Here is a 24,148-nt window from a genome sequence, read left to right as displayed (position 1 = left end):
TGGTCAGGGGTATGGCCAAGGGCATGATCAGGGCGGCCGGGGCGGTCGTCTGGCGGGGGAACGAGGACGACCCGGAGGTCGCCCTCGTGCACCGCCCGGCGTACGACGACTGGAGCCTGCCCAAGGGGAAGCTCAAGCACGGCGAGCACGTGATCGCGGCGGCCCTGCGCGAGGTGCGGGAGGAGACCGGTCTGCCGGTCGTGCTCGGCCGCGCTCTCCCGCCCGTCCACTACATGCACGAGGGCCGGCTCAAGCGCGTGGACTACTGGCTCGCCCACGCTCTGAATGACCAGGTTGCGGTCGACGGCGACGAGGTCGACGAGGTCGCCTGGCTGCCGATCGAGGAGGCACGGCGGCGCCTCACCTACGCGTGGGACCGCAGCCTGCTGCGCGCCGTCGGCGCCGCTCCCCTCGTCACCACGCCGCTGATCCTGCTGCGGCACGCGCTGGCCGGCTCCCGGCAGGAGTGGAAGGGCGACGACGACCGGCGCCCGCTGGACGAGCGCGGCCGCGCCCAGGCCGAGATCCTGGCCACGGTGCTCGGGGCCTACCGCCCGGCCGGCCTCGTCAGCTCGCACAGCAGGCGCTGCACCCAGACGCTCAAGCCGTACGCCGAGCGGCATGGGCTGGAGGTGCGCGAGGAGACGGCGCTGTCGGAGAGCGGCTACGACCCGCGCCAGGCGGAACGGATCGTGCGCGACCTGGTGACCGTGCCCGAGCCGGCGGTGCTGTGCAGCCACGGCAAGATCCTGCCCGAGCTGCTGGGCATGGCCGGCGAGGCGCTGCGCGGCGTGCGGACCGCCGACCACGCCCTCGCCAAGGGCGGCTTCGCCGTGCTCCACCGCGCCGTCGATCGAGGCCGCGCCACCGCCGGGGCGGGCGATCGCGTCGTGAGCCTGGAGCGGTACGCGACCTGAAGCACAGAGCGGTACGCGACCTGAAACACGGAGCGGTACGCGACCTGAGGTTGGCGCGCGGTACGCGACCTGAAACCAGTGGGCCTCAGGCGAGGCGGGCCCAGACGGCGGGGAACTCCTCCTGGGCCCGGGCCGCCTCGGCGCTCTCGACACCCGCGAGCGCGCCGTAGGTGAAGGTGTCCTCCCCGGCCTGCCGGGCCCTTTCCGCCTCCTCCAGAAGCACGCCCTGGGCGACGACGCCGTCCTGGTGCCGTCCCAGCACCTCCTGCACCTGCTTGGCGCGCTCGGCCGCGCCGGACATGCCGGCGGCCTCCGCCGTGTATCGGGCGCGCTTGGCGGCCTTGCGCACGTCGTGCATGGCCGTCTCCCGCTCCTCGCCCTCCTCCATGCGCCGCGCCGCTTCGTAGGCGTCGGTCACCCGCCGCCAGTTCCTGTCCACGATCTTCGGCAGCGCCTTGTCCGCGTCCTTGGCCGCCGTGGCCGTCAGCGGCGGGTCGGCGGCCAGCGCGCCGAGGGCGTCGAGCAGCGCGAAGTAACGGTCCTCGCTGAGCGCGCGCCGGATGCGCTCGTACGCGTCGTCCTCCCTGGCCAGCAGGTCGTCGCCCAGCCTGCGGCGTGCGTCCGCGGTGACGAAGCGGGGGTCGAGGCCGTCGAGTCGGGCGGCGAAGCGGGCCCGGATGACCTCCAGGTCACGGACCTCGCCCAGCACCTCGCCGAGCCACTTGAGCTCCTCCTGGAGGTCCTCGGTGCCGGCGACGATCCGCTTGAACGCCTTGAGCGCGCTGCGCAGGCGGCGGCAGGCGACCCTGGCCTTGTGGACGGCGTCCTCCTCGGCCAGCCGCACGTGCGGGTCCTGCGCGATCAGCGCGTCGGCGTGGGCGCGGAGGTAGGCGACGACGACCTCTCCGGCCGAACCGGGCTCGGGCCGGGTCCTCGACCGCGGCGCGGGTATGCGGTCTCCCAGGACGCGGGCGAGCTTGCTCGCGCTGTCCGCGGGAGCGGCACCCGCCTTGCCCAGCCGCTTGGCCACCTTCTTGAGAAGGTCGCGCTCGCCCTCCTTGAGCTCGGCCTCGACCTCGCGCCAGCGCCGCACCACCGGCTCGTCGCCGAGCACCGTGCCCTTCACCCGGTCGTCGGCGATCTCCACGAGCACCGTGCCGCCCGGACCGAGCAGCCGGGTGACCCCGCGGCGGGTCTCCAGCTGGGCCACCGGCGCGAGCGGGGCGCCCCGCGTGTACGCGAGGACGAGGCTCGCCAGCTCGGCGGGCACCACCTTGGCGCTGCGGGTGAGCGGCCGGGTGATCTCCTGACGGGCGCCCTTGGCCTTGGGCAGCTTGAGGTGCCAGCCCTCGTCGTCCCCGCCGCGCCGGCGGCGCAGGGTGACGCCCCGGGCCGCCAGTCGTAGGTCGGGGGTGTCGAAATAGACCGCGGTCAGCCGGTGGGAGAGCGGCTCGGACACCCCTTCGCACCCCGGCACGTCGCCGAGGTCGGGCAGAGCGAAGCCCTCCGGAACGTCGAACTTGTCCTCGATCTCCAGCGCCACCGTTCCCCCTGAATGTCCCGGTTCGCGGTCATACTGCCACCCGAAGGTGAACAGTTTTCCCCTCGCCGCCGGGGCGCTCACGCCCCCCGGGTCGTGCCGGAGGCGCGCCCCTCAGGCTCGCTTCAGCGCGCCCTCACAGATGCGCGGCCACGAAGATCCGCCGGAACGGGAACGGCGTGCCGTACGGCCTGGGCGGGTAGGCGGCGCGCAGGGCCCGCGCGCAGTCGGCGAGGAAGTCGGCGTGCCGCTCGGGCGGCAGCCGGTCGAGCATGGGCCGCAGGGCAGTGCCCTTGATCCAGTGCAGCACGGCGTCCTCACCCGGCAGGACGTGGACGTAGGTCGTCTCCCACGCGTCCACGGTGAAGCCGAGACCGGCGAGCAGGTCCACGTAGTCGGCGGGATCCCCGACCGGCACGCCCCGCGGCACGTCGCTCAGCTCCTCCCGCCAGGTCGTACGGCACAGCTCGCGCACGACGGCGTGGCTCGGTGCGTCGAAGTTGCCGGGCACCTGGAAGGCGAGCCAGCCGCCCTCGGTCAGGTGGCTCCTCCACCGGCGCAGCAGGTCGGGGTGTTCCGGGATCCACTGCAGGAGCGCGTTCGAGACGATCACGTCGACCGGGCGCGGCGGGCGCCAGTCGCGGACGTCGGCCACCTCGAACGTCGGCCCGGGCGGCGCCTTGGCGATCATCGCGGGCGAGGAGTCGACGCCGTGCACACGGGCGCCCGGCCAGCGGTCGCGGAGGGTCGCCGTGAGTTCCCCGGTGCCGCAGCCGAGATCGACGACATACTCGGGCGATCTGGCGCCCACCCGGGCCACGAGCTCATGGAAGGGGCGGCCGCGCTCGGCCGCGTACCGCTCGTAGACCTCCGGGTCCCACATGTCCGCGCTCATGCCAGCATCCTCCGTTATCTTGACATCGAGATAAATCGATATCGCGGGAGATATCTCGATGTCAAGAGAAGCTAGACTCGGCCCATGACCTTCTCGAGGCCCGTCGAGGACGAGGTGGACCGGCTGGTCGCGGCCTGGAAGCAGGAGCGCCCGGACCTGGACGTGACGCCCCTCGAGGTGCTGAGCCGGGTTTCCCGGTTGAGCCGACACCTGGAGCGCGAGCGCCGCGCGGCCTTCGCGTCCCACGACATCGAATCGTGGGAGTTCGACGTGCTGACGGCCCTGCGCCGCGCGGGCGAGCCGTACGAACTGAGCCCTGGGGCACTGCTGCGCGCCACCCTGGTGACCTCGGGCACGATGACGAACCGCATCGACAGGCTGGCCGCCGCCGGACTGGTCACCCGGCGCCCGGACCCGGAGGACCGGCGCGGCGTGCTGGTGCGGCTGACCCCCGCCGGGATGCACCGGGTGGACGCCGCCTTCGCCGACCTGCTGCGCCGCGAACGCGAGCTGCTCGCCGGCCTCGCACAGCACGAACAGCAGACCCTCGCCGCCCTGCTGCGCACACTTCTGGTCCCCTTCGACACCTCCGACGCGGCCGCCCACTGATCTCGGCACAGCCCGATCGGCCCCGGTTCGCCCGCCCCGGACACGTGAGCGAATGGCGATGGCCGTTGCGGTGACGGCGAAAACCAGTCGGACCGTGGCGAGATTCGAGACCGACAAACGCCCTAATCAGGGCTAAGAGCTGCCCATATTCACCATTTGTCGCTTTTGACGCTTTCGACGGCCTATCACACACCGCGTCAACCCACTGTTGACTCATTCACAGCCGGCATGGATATGCCCCCATAAGTGTGATTTTCGTCACAGCAACTTCTTGGATCGGTCCAGTCTCGATCACACCCTAGAGACGGACGAATGGTCCGTGATCAGCGGAGACGAGACCCGCACCGCCACCGTGACGCCTCCACGGCGGCGAGGCGAAGACCCTGCGGGCACGGAGAGGAAACTCTGAAATTTCTGTTTTCAGAGGCTTTCTCGTTATAACTTCCCACCGTTCCTTCACTGACGCATGGGGCGCAAGTGACGCCTCACGACAGACCAGGGAGATCCACTTGAAGCGCACTCTCGCTCTCGGCGGGGTCGCGGCCGGCCTGCTGGCCTCCGCGGCGATCGCCGCCCCGGCTCACGCCGACCAGATCCCGTCCGTCAACCTCGCCAAGACCAACTTCGCCGCGAAGGAAGTCGCCGCGTTCTGGTTCGGTGAGGCACGGGCCAACCTGATCAACGCCACGCCGTACGGCGTGGAAACCAAGATCGCAGCAAAACACGTGTCGACCGGCGGTGTGTCGGCCAGCGACAAGGCCGGCGTTGTCGGCTCCAGCGGTGACCAGAAGGCCGCCACGGGCAACCTGAAGAACGTCAACCTGCCGAAGACCACCGGCAAGGTGTTCTTCATCGGTGCCGACCACAGGCCGCACTGGTGCTCGGCGACCGCCGTGCAGTCGCAGTACAAGAACCTGGTGGCGACTGCGGGTCACTGCGTCTACGACACCAAGTCCAACGCGACCACCCTGGACAAGTGGGTCTTCGTCCCCGGCTACTACGAGGGCAAGACCCCCTGGGGCATCTACGTCGGTAAGACCGCTTACACGCACTACGACTACAGCGTGTACGAGGACGGCGACCGCGACTATGCGTTCGTCACGGTCTACAACGGCGTCCAGGTCACGGACGTGAGCTACGACAGGTACGGCCGCGACGACCACGGTCGTAACGACCATGGCCGTAACGACCACGGTCGCAACGATCACGGCCGCAACGACCACGACGGCAGGTGGGACGACCGCGACGCCAAGGGCCGTGGCGGACGTGGCCACGACGAGCGCGACTGGCACGTTGGGCCCGTCTCCGTTCGCGAGTTCCAGGCTCTGAACAGGGGCAGGGACCTCACCGGCAACGGCCCCTGGGCCAAGGGCACCGGCGTCGAGACCCACGAGATCAGCGAGCGCGCCTACCACAGCCGCTCGGACTGGTACGTCAGCCGTGACGGCAAGACCCTCTTCTTCCGCAAGAAGGTCTGGGACCGCGACGAGCACCAGGGTCCGAAGGGCGACGACAAGGGTCCGAAGAACGACGAGAAGGCGCTCGCGCCGAACGTCGCGCCCAGCGGCCAGAACAACGGCCAGGACAAGGGTCGGGAGCACCCGCAGCCGCACCCGACCACCACCGTCACGACGACCGCGACCGCGACCGCGACCGTTACGGCGACCGCGACTGTCACGGCGACCGCGACGGCCACGGTCACGGCGACCGCCACGGTCACCGCGACTCCCACCGGCAAGCCCGACTGGTGCGACGACGACCACCGTGGTCCCCGCGGTTTCTCGAACGACAACGACCGCCGGGGCGGCGGCAAGGACCGTTGCGACGACAACGACCACCGGTCGAAGTACAAGTACTACGCCCGGACGTTCTGGGCGAAGACCCGTGGCGACCACAGGCCGCAGGGCACGCTGAAGATCACCCTGAAGGACGTCGGCTCCCTCGGGTCCAACGTCGGTGGTCAGGGTCTGGCCTACAACCAGAAGATCGGCACCTCGGTCTTCATGTTCGGCTACCCGAGCGGGTCGCACCCGGACGGCAACTACGCCTTCACCGGCAAGACCCTCAAGTGGGCCTACGGCAAGACCTTCAAGGCGAGCGCCGCGGCCGTCAAGGGCGAGGAGCTCGTGGGCGTCAAGTCCTCCTTCACGGGCGAGGGCGCCATCGGCTCGTCCTGGCTGTACCGCTACAGCAACACGAAGCGGCTCGGCTACCTCAACGGTGTGACCATCGGTGTCGCCGACACCGACGGCAACGGCCGCATCGACACCAGCATCTCGCCGTACTTCGACGGTGAGACCCTGGCCGTCTACAAGCAGGCTGCCGCCAACTGGTCCGGCAAGATCGTCTGAGTCTCCGACTCCTGACGTCAGGAGGGCCCGGCTGCTCGCAGCCGGGCCCTTTCCTTTAACCGGCCCACGTTGCAGCGCGGGCCGGGAAGGCACGCCGACGCTCAGGGCAGTGAACAGCGCGGGTTCCGCCGAGTCCGGCTCCCTGATCGACGAGATCGGTGCGCGAGGGCGCGCGTCGGACGCCGGCGGCCGCCCTGGAGGCGGAAGTCAGCCAGTACATGGCCGAGGCGTGAGCGAGCGGGACGAGCGCGGACACCGCCTGGTGGTCCGCAACGGCCGTCACCGGCCCCGCACCGTGGTCACCAAGGGCCGGTCGAGGTCACCGCGCCCCGGTGAACGACCGCCACGTCGACGAGGCCACCGGGGGCAAGCGGGGGGCAAGCGGTTCTCCTCGAAGATCCTGACCCGTGGTGCCGCAAGTCCCCGAAGATCTCCGAGGTGCTGCCGCTGCTTCACCTGCGTGCCCGTGCTGGAGCGGTTCCTTGGCGGCGCGGCCGGCCTGTCGCCGGCTACCGTGACCCGCCTGACCCGCCTCCCCGGGCAGTGGCAGGACGACCATGCCGCCTTCCAGCAGCGGGATTTATCGGACCGCGACCAGGCAGTCGTGTGCCGACCTGCTGCGCGACTGCCGCCGCCGGGGCATGCGCGACCCCGAACTGGTCGTCGGCGACGGCGCGATGGGGTTGTGGAAGGCCGTGGCCGAGGTGTTCCCCGCCGCCCGGCATCCCAAGGTGTTGGGTGCGCAAGGCCCGGAATGTCACAAACGCCCCGCCGAAGTCCGCACAGCCAGGCGCTGTCAGGGCGATGCAGGAGATCTACAACGCCGAGGACCGCGCCCCCGCGCCGCGCCCGTTCACCTGGTCATTTCGGTGAGGATCCGGGCGACGGCAGCTGGGTCGTCAGGAGTGATCGTGGGGCGCACATGGCGTCCGACGTCGATCACAAGTGCGACGTTCTTCTTTGGCCGCCGCGGATCGAGATTCCACCAGTGAATGAAGTCTCCGGAGCCCCAGATTCGCCACTTCCGCACCCTGTTCAGGCCCGTCAGCGGGAGCGTCTCAACGCCCTTGATCGAGGTGTAGCGGATCCGCTTCGTCCCCCACGGGTAGTAGCGGCGGATGGTGAGCCCCTGATCGTCGCAGAGGATTGCGCCATCGTCATAGGCGGCCGTGTTCATGCTCATCTGCATCTCCTGATGTTCGACCAGCCGGCGTGCGGAGTGTCGGTTCAGGGGGTCTCTGGGGCGAGGATGAAGATTCCGGCGACCTTCTCGTCCGTGTCGAACGCGACCCGGGCCTTCATGTCGCCGGCCTCGTAGCGCAGCGGGATGTCGACGACCGTGTGGTCGCCGATGCGCCGGACGAACGGCTCGCCCTCGCCGAAGCCTTCGAACGCGCCGACGAGGCCGGTGACCGTGGCCAGGCCGTTGGCCCAGGCCTCGTCGGTGAATGCCTCCAGGACCTGTGCGTTGAAGGACTGCCTGGCTTCGTCCATGCGGCCGTCGAGGACGGCGGTGACGATCATGATCGCGCGTTCTGCGGCGTCGGGCATGTGGATGGTCTTGTCCATGGGCTCTCCCGTTCGGGGATCGATGGGTTTGCCGAACCGCTGGAAGGCGGCCTGGCGGGTGACTCCGAGCAGGTCGCCGAGCTCCTGCCAGGTGTGGCCGGCGTCTCGGGACTGCTGTACGCACAGCTTGAGCACCTGCTCGGCCAGGTCGTCGACGCGCCGAGCACGCCGAACCATGTCGAGGTAGTCAGGTGACGCCAACGGGTCGCCTACCGCCTGGGCCAGGGCAGTGGCCTGCTCGGCCAGCAAGCTGCTCAGGGCAGCGAGGGTCTGGGGGGAATCGGCCATACGTAAAGGATACCTTTACACCAAGATGTGTCAAGCAATCCTTTACGACTGCCCAGTCGATCAATGAGGCCGCATCCGGGCTTCAAGCCGGTCGACGCGATCGAGGCCGGGACCGCTCGGATCGCCTCGGCCACCATCCGCTACGAGGCGGGCCACTGGTTCCTGTCGTTCACTGTGCACGTCGAACGCGCCGACATGACTCCCGCCCGGCCGGATGCGGTGATCGGCGTCGACCTGGACGTGAAGACCCTGGCGCCCGCCTGGCGGGGCAGGTGGCTCTGAAGCGCCTACCCCGCGCCGGGCAAGACGGAGACCTTCGCCCGGCAACGAGCGATTCACCGACAAACACCGATACTCAGCGAACGACCGCCCTTCGTGACGCCGCCGATACAGCCCGGCAATAAGCCGTCCGCATAAAGGACCGGTGGGGTCACGAGAAATCAAACCGATCAGAACAATTACCACTAACCGTGTAGTAAAGTCGGATGCGGAAACAATTCGGAGAAACAAGAAGAGAAGCCGACCGGCAAACGGACAACAAAGCACGATCGCGGTTTGCCGGAGAACTTCCTCGCCAGTCCTCTTGATGGCACTCAATTACGGATAGCAAAACATTTGAAACGGCACGCGATCCCCTTCTTTCATCACGAGACTCACAGCCGTCGGAGTCACCGAGAGCATCCGGCCCGAGGGAAGCCGGGTGCCGATGCATGGTCGCTCTACCTGCGAGAAGTCCGTCGGCCTACGGCACCTACACCTCCGTTGGGCACGATCGACCTCTGTCGCCACGTCTCCGGCGACGGGCACACAATCGCTGCGGACAACCCCCGGGCAATCCCTCAAACTCGCGATCGACACCGCCTTCGAATACCTGTCCAGCCATTCGGATAATCCACACCGTGAGCGATACGACGAATCCAAACATGGCACTCCCGACATCCCTCGTGCACCCTCTCCGACAGTCCCGCAAGGCGCGGCGATTATGGAGCATCCGAATTAGGATGCTTTCCACATGGTGGACCCCCCACAGGAGTACTCAGGAACCCTTCAGGAAGGGCTCTCGCCGTGCGGCGGCCGCCGCGACGCGGCGGCGTTCGGGCGCGGCGAAACCGGAGCCGGCCGAGGCGATGCCCGGCGGTCGCACCATGCCCACTGTGGGATCGACGTGCCTCTTCGCGCTTCCCCTTGATCGCTTTGCCCGCATCCCACGGACGGTCACACGGACCACGGTCCAGGCGAAAGGGCACACTCGGACGCAATCCACCGGGCATCCGGTTTCGTTCAAACCTGTGATTTACATCACATTGGCCGGCGATCGATCCGGTACGGAGCGTGACGGAAACCGTTCCATATGGTCCATGATCAGCTCATTTTCAGCTTCCCTTCAGGAACCGACTGAAGGGACCGGAGTTGGATGCAATGCGCGAAGCAACCAATTCCACTTACGCCACTCCAATTGGTCGTATAGCTTTCACCCCGTTCCTCACTGACGGATGGGGCGCAGGTGACGCCTCACGACAGACCAGGAGAAAGTTATGAAGCGCACTCTCGCTCTGGGCGGGGTCGCGGCCGGCCTGCTGGCCTCCGCGGCGATCGCTGCCCCGGCTCACGCCGACCAGATCCCGAGCGTGAACCTGGCCAACACCAACTTCGCGGCCCAGCAGGTCGCGGCGTTCTGGTTCGGCGAGGCCAAGGCCAACCTGATCAACGCCACGCCGTACGCGGTGGAGACTCAGGTCCCCACCAAGCACGTGTCGACCGGCGGTGTGTCGGCCAGCGACAAGGCCGGCGTCGTTGGCTCCAGCGGTGACCAGAAGGCTGCCACCGGCACGCTGAAGAACATCAACCTGCCGAAGACCACCGGCAAGGTGTTCTTCATCGGCGCCGACCACAGGCCGCACTGGTGCTCGGCCACCTCGGTCCAGGGCCAGTACAAGAACCTGGTGGCGACCGCGGGTCACTGCGTGTACGACACCAAGTCGAACGCGACCACCCTGGACAAGTGGGTCTTCATCCCCGGCTACTACGAGGGCAAGACCCCCTGGGGCATCTACGTCGGTAAGACCGCTTACACGCACTACGACTACAGCGTGTACGAGGACGGCGACCGCGACTACGCGTTCGTCACGGTCTACAACGGCGTCGTTCCCACCGAGGGTGGCACCAGCGGCGGCCACTACGAGTCGCGGGTCTACCCGACCAAGCATGACGCTTGGAAGGCGAAGCGGCAGCTCGAGGCCGACAAGACCACCGCTCTCTCGAGGCTTGAGATCGTGGAGGTCAACGCGCTCTCGCGTCGCGCCCCGGAGGTTGCGGTCACCGTCGCCGAGTTCCAGGCCTGGAACAAGGACAAGGACCTGACCGGGAACGGCCCGTGGGCTCGCCTGACGTCCGCGTCCGCGCCTGCTGAGGTCAAGAAGGACGACTACAAGCAGGACAAGGACTCCTACGTCAGCGAGGACGGGAAGACCCTGTTCTGGCGGGTGAAGGACGGCAAGAAGGACGACGCCAAGCAGGACGACGCCAAGCTCGCCCCGACCGGCAACCAGGGTGGCGGCAAGCCCGGTGGCGGCAACCAGGGTGGCGGCAAGCCCGGTGGCGGCAACCAGGGTGGCGGCAAGCCCGGCGACAAGGCGCCCGAGTACAAGTACTTCAGCCGGACGTTCTCGGCGAAGGTTGTGCACGGCTACCAGGTCGTGGGCAAGAAGCTGTCGATCGGCCTCAAGGACGTCGGCACCCTCGGGTCCAACGTCGGTGGTCAGGGTCTGGCCTACAACCAGAAGATCGGCACCGGCATCTTCGAGTTCGGTTACCCGAGCGGCTCGCACCCGGACGGCAACTACGCCTTCTCCGGCAAGACCCTCAAGTGGGCCTACGGCAAGACCTTCAAGGCGGCCGCGCCGTCGATGAAGGCCGAGGAGCTCGTCGGCATCAAGTCCTCCTTCACCGGCGAGGGCTCCATCGGTTCCGCGTGGCTGTACCGCTACAGCAACACCAAGCGGCTCGGTTACCTCAACGGTGTGACCATCGCGGTCTCCGACACCGACGGCAACAACCGCATCGACACCAACGTCTCCCCGTACTTCGACGGTGAGACCCTGGCCGTCTACAAGCAGGCTGCCGCCAACTGGTCCGGCAAGATCGTCTGATCTTCCCCCCGGTAAAGCACAGTCAAGGAAAGGGCTCGGCCTCCAGCCGGGCCCTTTTCCCATTTCCACACACAGCCCGGCGTGTTACGCCCTTGCGGAGAATCCTGATCAGGTGTCCAGCAGGTCGCCTCGCCCCACGTCGCCGACGACGGCGCCGCACTCCTGGGGCACGATGCCGAGCGGATTCGCGACCGCCCCAATATCCCGTCCGGGCCACGACAAGGGTTTCACCATGGCGGCCGGATCGACGCTTTCTGTTGCGATCACCTGTCAGCCGCCTCCCGACAGATCACTGTCGACGAGTAGCGATCAACCCACGCACGCAATGCGGTTGCCGTGGTGTCGGGGAACTTTCTCAATGAGCCGGCGGGGTTCGGACTCTCCCCCACTCGACCCCTTGGCGCACGGTCACGAACATTGCCGTTCGTCCTAATTAGCGGGCTGTGTCCAGATGACTGACAGCCTCCACTCCGCCCCGACTTTGCCCGCTTTGACGGGATCCCCCACCTCTTCGGTTTCCTCCGAAACTGTGATTTACATCACATCGACTCTTGAACCGGTCCACCGCGGAGCGTGACGGACACCCCTCGGGACCTTTGACGATCAGCCAAAACGGTCCGCCACCCCCTGGCCCACGCCTTGGGAGCGCGGTACTCCCTCCGTAGGCATGGTCACGAACCCACTTACGCCACCGCATTTCCTCCTATAGCTTTCTCACCGTTCCTCACTGACGGATGGGGCGCAAGTGACGCCTCACGACAGACCAGGAGAAATCCAATGAAGCGCACTCTCGCTCTGGGCGGGATCGCGGCCGGCCTGCTGGCCTCCGCTGCGATCGCTGCTCCGGCTCACGCCGACTCGGTTCCGGCCGTGAACCTGGCCAACACCAACCTCGCGGCCCAGCAGGTCGCGGCGTTCTGGTACGGCCAGGCCAAGGCCAACCTGATCAACGCCACCCCGTACGCGGTGGAGACCACGGTCCCCACCAAGCACGTGTCGACCGGCGGGGTTTCCGCTGACGACAAGGCCGGCGTCGTTGGCTCCAGCGGTGACCAGAAGGCTGCCACCGGCACGCTGAAGAACATCAACCTGCCGAAGACCACCGGCAAGGTGTTCTTCATCGGCGCCGACCACAAGCCGCACTGGTGCTCGGCGACCTCGGTGCAGGGCCAGTACAAGAACCTGGTGGCGACCGCGGGTCACTGCGTGTACGACACCAAGTCGAACGCGACCACCCTGGACAAGTGGGTCTTCATCCCCGGCTACTACGAGGGCAAGACCCCCTGGGGCATCTACGTCGGTAAGACCGCTTACACGCACTACGACTACAGCGTGTACGAGGACGGCGACCGCGACTTCGCGTTCGTCACGGTCTACAACGGCGTGCTGCCGACCGAGGGTGGCACCCACGGCCGCTTCGTGTCGAAGACCTTCGCCACGAAGAAGGAGGCCTGGGAGTACAAGGCCAAGCTCCAGGCCGACAAGACCACGGGCTGGTCCAAGCTCGACATTGAGCCGGTCTTCGAGGACGGCAAGCCCGGCAAGCCCGGCAAGCCCGGCGACCACAACGGCGGCTGGAACGGCGGCCGTGGCGACCACGGCGACCACAAGGGCGACAAGCCGAGCGTTGCCCCCACCGAGCAGGCGCTGCAGGTTCCCGAGGGGATCAAGGTTCCCGAGGGCAAGCGCTTCGTGGGCTGGAGGGTCGTCGGCTTCAAGCTGTCGATCGGCCTCAAGGACGTCGGCACCCTCGGGTCCAACGTCGGTGGTCAGGGTCTGGCCTACAACCAGAAGATCGGCACCGGCATCTTCGTGTTCGGTTACCCGAGCGGGTCGCACCCGGACGGCAACTACGCCTTCTCCGGCAAGACCCTCAAGTGGGCCTACGGCAAGACCTTCAAGGCGGCCGCGCCGTCGATGAAGGCCGAGGAGCTCGTCGGCATCAAGTCCTCCTTCACCGGTGAGGGCGCCATCGGCTCGTCCTGGCTCTACCGCTACAGCAACACCAAGCGGCTCGGTTACCTCAACGGTGTGACCATCGCGGTCTCCGACACCGACGGCAACAACCGCATCGACACCAGCGTCTCCCCGTACTTCGACGGTGAGACCCTGGCCGTCTACAAGCAGGCTGCCGCCAACTGGTCCGGCAAGATCGTCTGATCTTCCCCCCGGTAAAGCACAGTCAAGGAAAGGGCCCGGCACCCAGCCGGGCCCTTTTCCCGTTCCCGGACAAGGCCCGGCGCTGCCGGTATCTTCCCCAAATAGGGCAACAGGTGCGGACTATTCCCCTTTGACCTATCGGACACGAATATCGCTGTTCATCCCATTTTTCGGGTTGCACCGAGCCGGCCGACGGTCGCCGTTCCACCCTGGCTGTGACCCCCTCGACGTGATCACAGGCCCCTTCGGTTTCGTCTAATCGTGTGATTTACATCACACTCGACGTTATATCGGTCCAACGCGGAGCGTAACGGAAACCGCAGGGACGCCCTCATGATCAGCCAAAACGGTCGGCGCTACGCGGGCCCACGCCGCCCGAGTGCGCCACTCCCCCAAAGGCTTGATCGCAAACCCTCTTACGCCACCCCATTTCCTCCTATAACTTTCTTCTCAATTCCTCACTGACGGATGGGGCGCAAGTGACGCCTCACGACAGACCAGGAGAAAGTTATGAAGCGCACTCTCGCTCTGGGCGGGGTCGCGGCCGGCCTGCTGGCCTCCGCTGCGATCGCTGCCCCGGCTCACGCCGACTCGGTTCCGGCCGTGAACCTGGCCAAGACCAACCTCGCGGCCCAGCAGGTCGCGGCGTTCTGGTACGGCGAGGCCAAGGCCAACCTGATCAACGCCACCCCGTACGCGGTGGAGACCACGGTCCCCACCAAGCACGTGTCGACCGGCGGGGTTTCCGCTGACGACAAGGCCGGCGTCGTCGGCTCCAGCGGCGACCAGAAGGCCGCCACCGGCACGCTGAAGAACATCAACCTGCCGAAGACCACCGGCAAGGTGTTCTTCATCGGCGCCGACCACAAGCCGCACTGGTGCTCGGCGACCTCGGTGCAGGGCCAGTACAAGAACCTGGTGGCGACCGCGGGTCACTGCGTGTACGACACCAAGTCGAACGCCACGACTCTCGACAAGTGGGTCTTCATCCCCGGTTACTACGAGGGCAAGACCCCCTGGGGCATCTACGTCGGTAAGACCGCTTACACGCACTACGACTACAGCGTGTACGAGGACGGCGACCGCGACTTCGCGTTCGTCACGGTCTACAACGGCGTGCTGCCGACCGAGGTGCGGGGCAACGGCCACGGTTTCTACGGCATCTACGAGGACTACTTCCAGGCCGTCAAGGTCAAGAAGGCCATCGAGGCCAAGAAGGAAACCGGCTGGTCGGACCTGAAGATCGAGTCGTTCGTCGACACCAAGAGCGGCCCGACCGGCAAGGGCAAGCTGGGCGACAAGCGGAACTTCGGTTCCGAGTGGGTCCAGGTCGACCAGGCCGGGATCCTCGCGGCTTCCAAGGTTCCGGACGGCGATCTCGGCGACACGGCCCCCGAGGCCTTCCCCGCCGGCACCGGTGTCAAGGTCGACCCCAGCAACAAGGCTGAGTTCGACGCTGCCACCAAGGCCGCTCCGGAGGGCAAGGCTGGCAACAGCAGCGCGACGGACGGCTGGGCTTGGAGCAAGGACCTGAAGGTCCTCTACCTCAAGCGCGGCGAGACCTACACGAAGCGCACGTTCTTCGTCAACTACGACGTTGACTACAAGATCACGGGCAAGAAGCTGTCGATCGGCCTCAAGGACGTCGGCACCCTCGGGTCCAACGTCGGTGGTCAGGGTCTGGCCTACAACCAGAAGATCGGCACCGGCATCTTCGTGTTCGGTTACCCGAGCGGGTCGCACCCGGACGGCAACTACGCCTTCTCCGGCAAGACCCTCAAGTGGGCCTACGGCAAGACCTTCAAGGCGGCCGCGCCGTCGATGAAGGCCGAGGAGCTCGTCGGCATCAAGTCCTCCTTCACCGGTGAGGGCGCCATCGGCTCGTCCTGGCTCTACCGCTACAGCAACACCAAGCGGCTCGGTTACCTCAACGGTGTGACCATCGCGGTCTCCGACACCGACGGCAACAACCGCATCGACACCAGCGTCTCCCCGTACTTCGACGGTGAGACCCTGGCCGTCTACAAGCAGGCTGCCGCCAACTGGTCCGGCAAGATCGTCTGATCTTCCCCCCGGTAAAGCACAGTCAAGGAAAGGGCCCGGCACCCAGCCGGGCCCTTTTCTGTTGCCCAAAAACGGCCTCACTCGTGCTTCACAGCGCGGCGCTCACGCGATCGACCGCGGCCGTCAGCCCCGATCCGTCCTCTTCTCCCGCTCCGCGACCGCCGTCTCGCCGCAGAGGGCCCCAGACGCCCGGATGGGCGCTCGCGCCCACGCCGTAGCCCACGTGCTCACGCTCGAGCCACTCGCCGGCGGATGACGCGCGATGGTCCGGCTCGCCGCGCACGCCGCACTCGAGCCTCATCTCGCTCTCTCCAGACGGACAGGAACGGCCCAAGAACCGTCCCATCGGACCACCCACAGGCCCGCCGATCGACCCTCTTTTCGGGCGGCCGGAAGGAGTCGCCGAGAGCTTCGCACGTTCCAATGAAGGCTCTTTGACGTTGGACCCCGGCTCCCGGTTTCATCCGGCCAATGTGATTTGCATCACAAAGACCATCATCCTGGAACGGTCACGTGGCGTGACGACGGACGTCCGGCACCACTCTTGATCAGCACAGATGTCGCATAGACCCATGAACCTCCGCGAAGCGTCCGGGCTCGGGGCGGCGGGCAGGCGTCACGGATCCACTTACACCACACCAAGTTCTCCTATAACTTTCTGACCGTTCCTTTACTGACGTTGGGGGCGAAAGAGTCGCCCCACGACAGACCAGGGAGAGAAAGTTGAAGCGCACCCTCGCACTCGGTGGCATCGCGGCCGGCCTGCTGGCCTCCGCGGCCATCGCCGCCCCGGCTCACGCCGACTCCGTTCCGAGCGTGAACCTGGCCAACACCAACCTCGCCGCTCAGCAGGTTGCTCAGTACTGGCTCGGTGAGGCGAAGGCCAACCTGGTCAACGCCACGCCGTACACGGCGGAGACCACGGTTTCCGCCAAGCACGTGTCGACCGGCGGTGCCTCCGCCGACGACAAGGCCGGCGTCGTCGGCTCCAGCGGTGACAAGAAGGCGTCCACCGGCACGTCGAAGAACGTGAACCTGCCGAAGACCACCGGCAAGGTGTTCTTCACCGGCGCCGACGGCAAGCCGCACTGGTGCTCGGCGACCTCCGTGCAGTCGCAGTACAAGAACGTCGTTGCGACCGCGGGTCACTGCGTGTACGACACCAAGTCGAACGCGACCACGCTGGACAACTGGGTCTTCGTCCCCGGCTACTACCAGGGCAAGACCCCGTGGGGCATCTACGTGGGTAAGACCGCTTACACCCACTACGACTACAGCGTCTACGAGGACGGCGACCGCGACTACGCGTTCGTGACCGTCTACAACGGCGTCATCCCCACCGACGGCGGCACCAGCGGCGGCAAGTACGAGTCGCAGGTCTACAAGACCAAGTGGCAGGCCGACCGGGCGAAGGCCAAGCTCGCTGCCGACAAGACCACGGGCTACTCCAAGCTCGACGTCGTGCCGGTGTACGAGGGCGACTCGAAGTCGAACGACAACCACGGCCGGTGGAACAACAACCACCACCGCCCGTCGCCGACCCCGTCGCCCACCGCGAAGATCATCGGCTACAAGGTCGTCGGCTTCAAGGTCTCGATCGGCCTCAAGGACGTCGGCACCCTCGGCTCCAACGTCGGCGGTCAGGGCCTGGCCTACAACCAGAAGATCGGCACCGCCGTCTTCGTGTTCGGTTACCCGAGCGGCTCGCACCCGGACGGCAACTACGCCTTCACCGGCAAGACCCTCAAGTGGGCCTACGGCAAGACCTTCAAGGCGGCCGCGCCGTCGATGAAGGCCGAGGAGCTCGTCGGCATCAAGTCCTCCTTCACCGGTGAGGGCGCCATCGGCTCGTCCTGGCTCTACCGCTACAGCAGCGCCAAGCGTCTCGGCTACCTCAACGGTGTGACCATCGCGGTCTCCGACACCGACGGGAACGGCCGGATCGACACCAGCGTCTCCCCGTACTTCGACGGTGAGACCCTGGCCGTCTACAAGACCGCTCAGGCCAACTGGTCGGGCAAGATCGTCTGATCTTTCCCCCAGCGATGATGTAAGAAAAAGGGCCCGGCCTCCAGCCGGGTCCTTTTTCTTTCGCATTTCGCGGACGACGACGAGAAAAGGAACGGCGTCGTCAATTCATCCTGACCCTTCTTCCCTTCCCGGACCGCTCGGCCGCCCGGAGCGCCGGCATCCGACCCGGGCGGCCCAGCCGCTCTCCCTGCACAACCAGCGAGGATCCCTCGCCGTCACAGCCGGGATGCGACCCCTCCGCCCATACGGCCTCCATAGAAGCCCGCCGCCGCACCGAAATTCGCGGTGAAAGCGCCAGCAGCGCCGATGTGCAATGGCATATCGCATTGAAGATCACGAGGTGATACCCATTGCTTCACCTCTCTTACGCCCTCAGCTATCAATCCGGTAGTTTTTGCACATCCTTTACTGACGCATGAGGCAAAGTCACGCCTCACGACAGACCATGGAGAGCAGTTGAAGCGCACCCTCGCGTTCGGCGGCATCGCGGCCGGCCTGCTGGCCACCGCCCTCGTCGCCTCCCCGGCGCACGCCGACCACTTCAAGCCCAAGGCCAAGCCGCTGGCCGAGACCAACTTCGCCGCCAAGCAGGTGGCCGCCTTCTGGTTCGGCCAGAAGATGGCGAACCTGGTCAACGCCACGCCGTACGGGGCCGAGACCAAGATCGCCGTTAAGCACGTCTCCACGATGCCCAAGTCGGTGACCGACGTGAAGCCCGGCGTCGTCTCGTCGAGCGGCGAAAAGAAGGCCACCGGCACGACGAAGAACGTCAACCTGCCGCGGACCAGCGGCAAGGTGTTCTTCATCGGCGCCGACAACAAGCCGCACTGGTGCTCGGCGACGGCGCTGCAGTCGCTGCACAAGAACCTGGTGGCCACGGCCGGTCACTGTGTCTACGACACGGTGAAGGACAAGGACCTGATGGACAAGTGGGTCTTCGTCCCGGGTTACTACAACGGCAAGACGCCGTACGGCATCTACGTCGGCAAGATGGCGTTCACCCACTTCGACTTCACCACCTACGGCGACGGTGACTTCGACTACGCCTTCGTCGCCGTCTACAACGGCGTCCTTCCCACCGACGGCGGCAGCAGCGGCGGCACGTACGAGTCGCCGCTCTACAAGACCAAGTGGGACGCCGAGAAGGCCAAGCGGAAGCTCGCGGCCGACAAGACCACGGGCTACTCCGACCTCAAGGTCGTGCCGGTCTACGAGGGCTCGAAGCCCGGCGACGACAACCGCCGCAAGTCGCCGAGCCCCAAGCCGTCGTCCTCGGCGTCGCCTTCGCCTTCGCCTTCGCCCAGCAAGGCCCTCCTTGGCTACAAGGTCGTCGGCCTGAAGCTGTCGATCGGCCTTAAGGACGTCGGCAAGCTGGGCGAAAACGTCGGCGGCCAGGGCCTGGCCTACAACCAGAAGGTGGGCCAGCCGACCTACGTGTTCGGCTACCCGAGCGGGTCGCACCCGGACGGCAACTACGCGTTCACCGGCAAGACCCTCAAGTACAGCTACGGCAAGACCTTCCCCGCCACGGCTCCGGCCCTGAAGGGCGAGGCCCTCCAGGGCATCAAGTCGTCGTTCACCGGCGAGGGCGCTTCCGGCTCCGCGTGGCTGTACAAGTACAACAACGCGACGCGGTTCGGCTACCTGAACGGCGTCACCATCGGTGTCTCCGACACCGACGGCAACGACAGGTACGACACCAGCGTCTCGCCCTACTTCGACGGCGAGACGCTGGCCGTTTACAAGGCCGCGGCCGCCACTCCCTCGGCCAACATCGTCTGACGCCTCCTGAGGCCCAGCTGAGCAAGGGCCCGGCCGCGTGCGGCCGGGCCCTTCCCTCGTTTTCCGGCTCGTGCGACGCACGCGCGGGCGAGATCAGACGTGATCACATCGACAGGCGGTTCCATCTGACGAATGTGATTTACTTCACATTCCTTGCCTAAACGATCAGTTACTCAGCGTGATCGCGATCTCTCGAAATCAGCATCTCATCAGCGGAAACGCGGCAAGCCTTCAGGTTCGGATCCGACCTTGATCATCACGGGTGCGTAGACGGAGCGGTTCTCGGCGCCACTTTCCACCTGACTCCTCCGATAACTTTCTTACCGTCCCTTTACTGACGAGTGGGCGCATTTTGTGCCCCCGACAGACCGAGGAGAACAACCCTTGAAGCGCACCCTCGCATTCGGTGGCATCGCCGCGGGCCTGCTGGCCTCCGCGGTCGTCACCGCCCCCGCGCACGCGAACTCCGTACCGCACGACACCCTGGCCGGCTCCAACTTCGCCGCCAAGCAGGTCGCCGCCTTCTGGTTCGGCGAGCGTATGGCCAACCTCCGCAACGCCAAGCCGTACAACGTGGAGACGCGAGTCTCGGCCAAGCACGTGTCGACCGGCGGGGCGTCCGCGGACAGCAAGCCCGGCGTCGTCGGGTCCAGCGGCGACAAGAAGGCGACCACCAGCACGAAGAACGTCAACCTGCCCCGCACCACGGGCAAGGTGTTCTTCATCGGCGCCGACAAGAAGCCGCACTGGTGCACCGCGACCGCGGTCCAGTCGCACTACAAGAACCTGGTGGCGACCGCCGGCCATTGCGTGTACGACACCAAGAGCAACAAGGCGACCCTCGACAAGTGGGTCTTCGTCCCCGGTTACTACCAGGGCAAGACCCCGTGGGGCATCTACGTCGGCAAGACCGCGTACACCCACTACGACTACGACGTCTACGAGGACGGCGACCGCGACTACGCGTTCGTCACCGTCTACAACGGCGTCCTGCCCACCAGCGGCTCCAGCAAGAGCTACACCAAGACGTACGAGACCTCCCGTGAGGCCCGGCGGGCCAAGGCCAAGCTCGACAAGGACAGCGCCTACTCCCACCTTCGTCTTCGGCCCGTGATCGACACCGACCACGTGGTCAAGGAGGGCACCCGCGAGTCGCAGAAGGTCTACGTCAAGCGGGACGAGTGGAAGAAGCTCAACCCCGAGGGCACCCCGGCCGACGGCCCCTTCAAGGAGGGCACCGGCGTCACGGACAAGGAGTCCACCTCCAAGCCCCGCGGCTGGGACGAAGGCAAGCAGTCCCGCGACGGCAAGGCCTTCTACCTCAAGAAGGGCGACAAGTACGTCGTCCGCACCTACTGGATCAACTACGACGTCGACTACCGCCTGACCGGCCGGGTCCTGTCGATCGGCCTGAAGGACGTCGGCACCCTCGGCTCCAACGTCGGCGGCCAGGGCCTGGCGTACAACCAGAAGATCGGGTCGGGCATCTTCGTGTTCGGCTACCCGAGCGGGTCGCACCCGGACGGCAACCACGCCTTCTCCGGCAACACCCTCAAGTGGTCGTACGGCAAGACCTTCAAGGCCAGCTCCCCCACCATCAAGGCCGAGGAGCTCGTGGGGATCAAGTCGTCGTTCACCGGTGAGGGCGCGCTCGGCTCGGCGTGGCTGTACCGCTACAGCAACACCAAGCGGCTCGGCTACCTGAACGGCGTGACCATCGGCGTGGCCGACCGCGACGGCAACCGGCGCTACGACACCAGCGTCTCCCCGTACTTCGACGGCGAGACCTACGGCGTCTACAAGGTCGCCGCGAACAACTGGTCCGGCAAGATCGTCTGATTCGCCGCACCTACGCGAAGGGGCCCGGCATCGCGCCGGGCCCCTTTCCGTTTCTCATCCCATCGGCTGCGTCGGCGACGTCGAGGTCGCAGCCGCGCCGACGGCGCTCTACTGCCCTTCGAGGCGCTCCGCCACCGTCATCCACTCGAGCTCGACCGACTCCTTCTGCGCGGCGATGTCCCGCAGCTCGGCGTCGAGCTTGGCCAGGCGCTCGAAGTCGCTCGCCGCCTCGGCCATCTCGGCGTGCAGCTTCGCCTCACGCTCGCCGAACTTGTCGATCTGCCGCTCCAGCCGGTTGAGCTCCTTCTGCAGCTCCCGCAGCTCCTTGGCGGACAGCCCGCCCGCAGCCGCCGGCTGGTCGTCCTGGCCGCCCCGCTCGGGAGCGTTTGCGACAGAGGCCGCCCGGGCCGACAACGCGGCGCCCGACGCGCGGCGCTCCAGGTATTCGTCCACGCCGCCGGGCAGCATCGACAGCTTGCCGTCCCCGAGGACCGCGACGCAGCGGTCCGCCACCCTCTCCAGGAAGTAGCGGTCGTGGCTCACCACCACCAGCGTGCCCGGCCAGCCGTCGAGGAGGTCCTCCAGCTCGGTGAGCGTCTCGATGTCGAGGTCGTTGGTCGGCTCGTCGAGCAGCAGCACGTTCGGCTCGTCCATGATGAGGCAGAGGAGTTGCAGTCGCCGCCGCTCGCCGCCCGACAGGTCGCCGACGACCTTCCACTGGGCCTCGCCCCGGAAGCCGAGACGTTCGAGCAGCTGGGAGGCCGACCACTCCTTCTTGCCCACCTGGACGTACTTGCGGATCTCCTCGACCGTCTCCAGCACCCGCCGCGCGGGGTCCAGCTCGGCGAGCTCCTGCGACAGGTGCGCGAGCCGCACCGTCTTGCCGCGCACGATCCGGCCGGAGTCGAGCTCGACCGTGCCGGACAACAGGCGCAGCACCGACGACTTGCCCGAGCCGTTCACCCCGATCAGGCCGATCCGGTCGCCCGGGCCGAAGTGGTACGTGCAGTGGTCGAGCACCAGCGGACCCGCCGCCGGGCCGCCCGCGTGGAGCGTCACGTCCTCCAGGTCCACGACGGTCTTGCCGAGCCGCGCCGAGGCGAAGTTCAGCAGCTCGACGGTCTCCCGTGGCGGCGGCTCGTTCGCGATCAGCGCCTCGGCCGCGTTGATCCGGAACTTGGGCTTGGAGGTCCGGGCCGGCGGCCCGCGCCGCAGCCAGGCGATCTCCTTGCGCATGAGGTTCTGCCGGCGCTCCTCCGCGGCCTGCGCGATCCGGGCCCGCTCGGCCTTGGCCAGCACGTACGCCGCGTAGCCGCCCTCGTATCGCTCGACGGAGCCGTCCACGACCTCCCACGTGCGGGTGGAGACCGCGTCGAGGAACCACCGGTCGTGGGTGACGACGAGCAGCGCGGACTTGCGCTGGACGAGGTGCCCGGCGAGCCAGGCGATGGCCTCGATGTCGAGATGGTTCGTGGGCTCGTCGAGGATCAGCAGGTCGTGCTCCTCGATCAGCAGCCGCGCCAGGGCCGTACGGCGACGCTCGCCGCCCGACAGCGCGCCCGCGGGGGCCGCGAGGTCGATGTCGGCGAGCAGGTTGGCGAGGATCTCCCTGATCGCGGCGTCGCCGGCCCATTCGTGCTCGGCCCGGCCGGCCAGGACGATGTCCTTCACGGCGGTGTCCGGGTCGAACTGGTCACGCTGGGAGAGCGCGCCGACGCGCAGCCCACGGGTGTGGGTGACCCGGCCGCCGTCGGGCTTCAGCGTCCCGGCGATGATCGAGATGAGCGTGGTCTTGCCACCGCCGTTGCGGCCGACGACGCCGATCCGGTCGCCCTGCTCCAGCCCGAGGGAGACGTCGGCGAGCAGCGGCTTGGGCCCGAAGGCGTGGGAGACGGACTCCAGATTGACCAGATTCATCGCCCGTAAAGCTTATCCGGCCACGGTGGTCCCAGGGACGGGCCCGTGGGCGGTGACGACGGCCCGGCAGCCGTCCACGTCCTTGATCAGAGCGGCCAGCTCGTGCGCCCGCTCGGCCGACTCGGTCAGGAAGGCGCAGGTGGGGCCGGACCCGGAGACGATCGCGCCGAGCGCCCCGTGCTCACGGCCGGCGGCGAGCGTGTCCGCGAGCGACGGACGCAGCGCCAGCGCCGCGGGCTGCAGGTCGTTGGACAGCGCCTGCCCGAGCGCCTTCGCGTCGCCCTGGCGCAGGGCGGCGAGCAGGGGCTCGCTCACCGCGGGCGTGGGCGCGGCCACCCCCGCCTCCTCACGAAGCCGGTCGCACTCGCCGTACACCCGCGGGGTCGACAAACCGCCGTCGGCGAGCGCGAAGACCCAGTGGAAGACCCCGGCGGTCTCCAGCGGGGCGAGCCGCTCGCCGCGTCCGGTGCCCACGGCTGTGCCGCCGAGCAGCGCGAACGGCACGTCGCTGCCGATGTCGGCGGCGATCTCCATCAGGTCCTCGACGGGCAGGCCGAGGCCCCACAGCTCGTTGCAGGCCACCAGCGCCGCGGCGGCGTCGGCACTCCCCCCGGCCATGCCGCCCGCCACGGGGATCGACTTGCGGATCAGCAGATCGGCCCGGTAGGAACGGCCCGCCCGGTCGGCCAGCGCACTGGCGGCCCGGACGGCGAGGTTGTCGTCGCTCACCGGAACCTCTCCGGTGTGGTCTCCCTCGACCCTGACCCGGAGCGGGGCGGCGGAGGGGTCCCCGTCGAGCGGCTCGGCGGCGGTGACCTCGTCGAACAGCGAGACCGCGTGGAAGACGTTCACCAGGTCGTGGTAGCCGTCCTCGCGGAGCGGGCCGACCGCGAGCTGGAGGTTGACCTTCGCCGGCACGCGCACCGTGATCGCGCTCATCGCCCGCTCACCGCCTCGCGTCGCCGTCGCTCGTGGCCGTGCCTGGACTGCTGTTCCTGGGCTGCTGTTCCCTGCTGCTGTTCCTGGGCATGGGACCC

18 protein-coding genes and 1 pseudogene are annotated in these 24,148 nt (G+C 67.3%); 11 read left to right on the top strand and 8 right to left on the bottom strand.

Annotated elements, in window-relative coordinates; all coding sequences use genetic code 11:
• The first annotated feature begins 11 nt into the window (after positions 1–11).
• Positions 12–917, top strand: a complete 906-nt coding sequence (locus tag ACQEVJ_RS04440) for an NUDIX hydrolase (RefSeq protein ID WP_433097426.1) — start codon at positions 12–14, stop codon at positions 915–917.
• A gap of 85 nt (positions 918–1,002) precedes the next feature.
• Here ACQEVJ_RS04440 and ACQEVJ_RS04435 read toward each other — a convergent pair whose 3' ends face one another.
• Together ACQEVJ_RS04435 and ACQEVJ_RS04430 are read right to left on the bottom strand one after the other, a co-directional pair.
• On the bottom strand, positions 1,003–2,460 hold the full coding sequence (locus ACQEVJ_RS04435) for a CHAD domain-containing protein (RefSeq protein WP_433097424.1): 1,458 nt from the start codon (positions 2,458–2,460) through the stop codon (positions 1,003–1,005).
• A 133-nt stretch (positions 2,461–2,593) separates the two neighbouring features.
• Complete coding sequence (locus tag ACQEVJ_RS04430) at positions 2,594–3,352, bottom strand: trans-aconitate 2-methyltransferase (RefSeq protein ID WP_433097422.1); 759 nt, start codon at positions 3,350–3,352, stop codon at positions 2,594–2,596.
• A gap of 84 nt (positions 3,353–3,436) precedes the next feature.
• Between ACQEVJ_RS04430 and ACQEVJ_RS04425 the strand changes: the two genes are divergently transcribed.
• The 3 genes and pseudogenes from ACQEVJ_RS04425 to ACQEVJ_RS04415 all read left to right on the top strand — a co-directional run.
• Positions 3,437–3,961 carry a MarR family winged helix-turn-helix transcriptional regulator gene (locus ACQEVJ_RS04425; RefSeq protein WP_433097420.1) on the top strand — a complete coding sequence of 175 codons (525 nt, stop codon included), beginning with the start codon at positions 3,437–3,439 and terminating at the stop codon, positions 3,959–3,961.
• A gap of 509 nt (positions 3,962–4,470) precedes the next feature.
• Positions 4,471–6,312: a hypothetical protein gene (locus tag ACQEVJ_RS04420; RefSeq protein ID WP_433097418.1), complete on the top strand. Its 1,842-nt coding sequence runs from the start codon at positions 4,471–4,473 to the stop codon at positions 6,310–6,312.
• Between the two features lie 109 nt (positions 6,313–6,421).
• A pseudogene (locus ACQEVJ_RS04415) lies at positions 6,422–7,143 on the top strand (transposase); the annotation flags it as partial.
• 22 nt (positions 7,144–7,165) lie between these two features.
• Here the strand turns inward: ACQEVJ_RS04415 and ACQEVJ_RS04410 are convergent.
• The gene (locus tag ACQEVJ_RS04410) at positions 7,166–7,495 is read right to left on the bottom strand and encodes a hypothetical protein (protein WP_433097416.1); all 330 of its coding nucleotides are present in this window, start codon (positions 7,493–7,495) and stop codon (positions 7,166–7,168) included.
• Between the two features lie 44 nt (positions 7,496–7,539).
• On the bottom strand, positions 7,540–8,169 hold the full coding sequence (locus tag ACQEVJ_RS04405; RefSeq protein ID WP_433097414.1) for a DUF3887 domain-containing protein: 630 nt from the start codon (positions 8,167–8,169) through the stop codon (positions 7,540–7,542).
• A gap of 63 nt (positions 8,170–8,232) precedes the next feature.
• On the opposite strand from ACQEVJ_RS04405, the gene ACQEVJ_RS04400 reads away from it, so the two are divergent.
• Positions 8,233–8,451, top strand: a complete 219-nt coding sequence (locus ACQEVJ_RS04400; protein ID WP_433097412.1) for a hypothetical protein — start codon at positions 8,233–8,235, stop codon at positions 8,449–8,451.
• 1,253 nt (positions 8,452–9,704) lie between these two features.
• Positions 9,705–11,318: a trypsin-like serine peptidase gene (locus tag ACQEVJ_RS04395; protein ID WP_433097410.1), complete on the top strand. Its 1,614-nt coding sequence runs from the start codon at positions 9,705–9,707 to the stop codon at positions 11,316–11,318.
• Positions 11,319–11,426: 108 nt separating this feature from the next.
• On the opposite strand, the gene ACQEVJ_RS04390 is transcribed toward ACQEVJ_RS04395, so the two are convergent.
• A complete protein-coding gene (locus ACQEVJ_RS04390) occupies positions 11,427–11,585 on the bottom strand; it encodes a hypothetical protein (protein ID WP_433097408.1) in 159 nt (52 codons plus the stop codon).
• A gap of 510 nt (positions 11,586–12,095) precedes the next feature.
• Between ACQEVJ_RS04390 and ACQEVJ_RS04385 the strand changes: the two genes are divergently transcribed.
• Together ACQEVJ_RS04385 and ACQEVJ_RS04380 are read left to right on the top strand one after the other, a co-directional pair.
• Complete coding sequence (locus ACQEVJ_RS04385) at positions 12,096–13,478, top strand: trypsin-like serine peptidase (RefSeq protein WP_433097406.1); 1,383 nt, start codon at positions 12,096–12,098, stop codon at positions 13,476–13,478.
• 510 nt (positions 13,479–13,988) lie between these two features.
• Complete coding sequence (locus ACQEVJ_RS04380) at positions 13,989–15,542, top strand: trypsin-like serine peptidase (RefSeq protein WP_433097404.1); 1,554 nt, start codon at positions 13,989–13,991, stop codon at positions 15,540–15,542.
• 88 nt (positions 15,543–15,630) lie between these two features.
• On the opposite strand, the gene ACQEVJ_RS04375 is transcribed toward ACQEVJ_RS04380, so the two are convergent.
• Positions 15,631–15,843, bottom strand: coding sequence for a hypothetical protein (locus tag ACQEVJ_RS04375; protein WP_433097402.1), 213 nt, complete (start codon positions 15,841–15,843; stop codon positions 15,631–15,633).
• A gap of 422 nt (positions 15,844–16,265) precedes the next feature.
• Between ACQEVJ_RS04375 and ACQEVJ_RS04370 the strand changes: the two genes are divergently transcribed.
• From ACQEVJ_RS04370 to ACQEVJ_RS04360, 3 genes are all read left to right on the top strand, one after another.
• Complete coding sequence (locus ACQEVJ_RS04370; RefSeq protein ID WP_433097400.1) at positions 16,266–17,573, top strand: trypsin-like serine peptidase; 1,308 nt, start codon at positions 16,266–16,268, stop codon at positions 17,571–17,573.
• 456 nt (positions 17,574–18,029) lie between these two features.
• Positions 18,030–19,355 (top strand): trypsin-like serine peptidase, encoded by a 1,326-nt coding sequence (locus ACQEVJ_RS04365; RefSeq protein WP_433097398.1) that lies wholly within the window; start codon positions 18,030–18,032, stop codon positions 19,353–19,355.
• Positions 19,356–19,739: 384 nt separating this feature from the next.
• Positions 19,740–21,194 carry a trypsin-like serine peptidase gene (locus ACQEVJ_RS04360; RefSeq protein WP_433097396.1) on the top strand — a complete coding sequence of 485 codons (1,455 nt, stop codon included), beginning with the start codon at positions 19,740–19,742 and terminating at the stop codon, positions 21,192–21,194.
• A gap of 108 nt (positions 21,195–21,302) precedes the next feature.
• Here ACQEVJ_RS04360 and ACQEVJ_RS04355 read toward each other — a convergent pair whose 3' ends face one another.
• Positions 21,303–23,111, bottom strand: coding sequence for an ABC-F family ATP-binding cassette domain-containing protein (locus ACQEVJ_RS04355; protein ID WP_433097394.1), 1,809 nt, complete (start codon positions 23,109–23,111; stop codon positions 21,303–21,305).
• Positions 23,112–23,123: 12 nt separating this feature from the next.
• Complete coding sequence (locus tag ACQEVJ_RS04350; RefSeq protein ID WP_433097392.1) at positions 23,124–24,050, bottom strand: 4-(cytidine 5'-diphospho)-2-C-methyl-D-erythritol kinase; 927 nt, start codon at positions 24,048–24,050, stop codon at positions 23,124–23,126.
• Positions 24,051–24,148 lie beyond the last annotated feature (98 nt).

Source organism: Microbispora sp. CA-102843 (assembly GCF_050936215.1).
In the GTDB taxonomy this organism is placed as follows: domain Bacteria; phylum Actinomycetota; class Actinomycetes; order Streptosporangiales; family Streptosporangiaceae; genus Microbispora.
This window is presented reverse-complemented; position numbering and strand designations above follow the sequence as displayed.

Bases quoted from the DNA above. Each gene is read 5' to 3' on its own strand.
- ACQEVJ_RS04440 (WP_433097426.1), top strand. From the start codon at position 12: ATGGCCAAGGGCATGATCAGGGCGGCCGGGGCGGTCGTCTGGCGGGGG.
- ACQEVJ_RS04430 (WP_433097422.1), bottom strand. From the start codon at position 3,352: ATGAGCGCGGACATGTGGGACCCGGAGGTCTACGAGCGGTACGCGGCC.
- ACQEVJ_RS04425 (WP_433097420.1), top strand. From the start codon at position 3,437: ATGACCTTCTCGAGGCCCGTCGAGGACGAGGTGGACCGGCTGGTCGCG.
- ACQEVJ_RS04410 (WP_433097416.1), bottom strand. From the start codon at position 7,495: ATGAGCATGAACACGGCCGCCTATGACGATGGCGCAATCCTCTGCGAC.
- ACQEVJ_RS04405 (WP_433097414.1), bottom strand. From the start codon at position 8,169: ATGGCCGATTCCCCCCAGACCCTCGCTGCCCTGAGCAGCTTGCTGGCC.
- ACQEVJ_RS04400 (WP_433097412.1), top strand. From the start codon at position 8,233: ATGAGGCCGCATCCGGGCTTCAAGCCGGTCGACGCGATCGAGGCCGGG.
- ACQEVJ_RS04395 (WP_433097410.1), top strand. From the start codon at position 9,705: ATGAAGCGCACTCTCGCTCTGGGCGGGGTCGCGGCCGGCCTGCTGGCC.
- ACQEVJ_RS04385 (WP_433097406.1), top strand. From the start codon at position 12,096: ATGAAGCGCACTCTCGCTCTGGGCGGGATCGCGGCCGGCCTGCTGGCC.
- ACQEVJ_RS04380 (WP_433097404.1), top strand. From the start codon at position 13,989: ATGAAGCGCACTCTCGCTCTGGGCGGGGTCGCGGCCGGCCTGCTGGCC.
- ACQEVJ_RS04375 (WP_433097402.1), bottom strand. From the start codon at position 15,843: ATGAGGCTCGAGTGCGGCGTGCGCGGCGAGCCGGACCATCGCGCGTCA.
- ACQEVJ_RS04355 (WP_433097394.1), bottom strand. From the start codon at position 23,111: ATGAATCTGGTCAATCTGGAGTCCGTCTCCCACGCCTTCGGGCCCAAG.
- ACQEVJ_RS04350 (WP_433097392.1), bottom strand. From the start codon at position 24,050: ATGAGCGCGATCACGGTGCGCGTGCCGGCGAAGGTCAACCTCCAGCTC.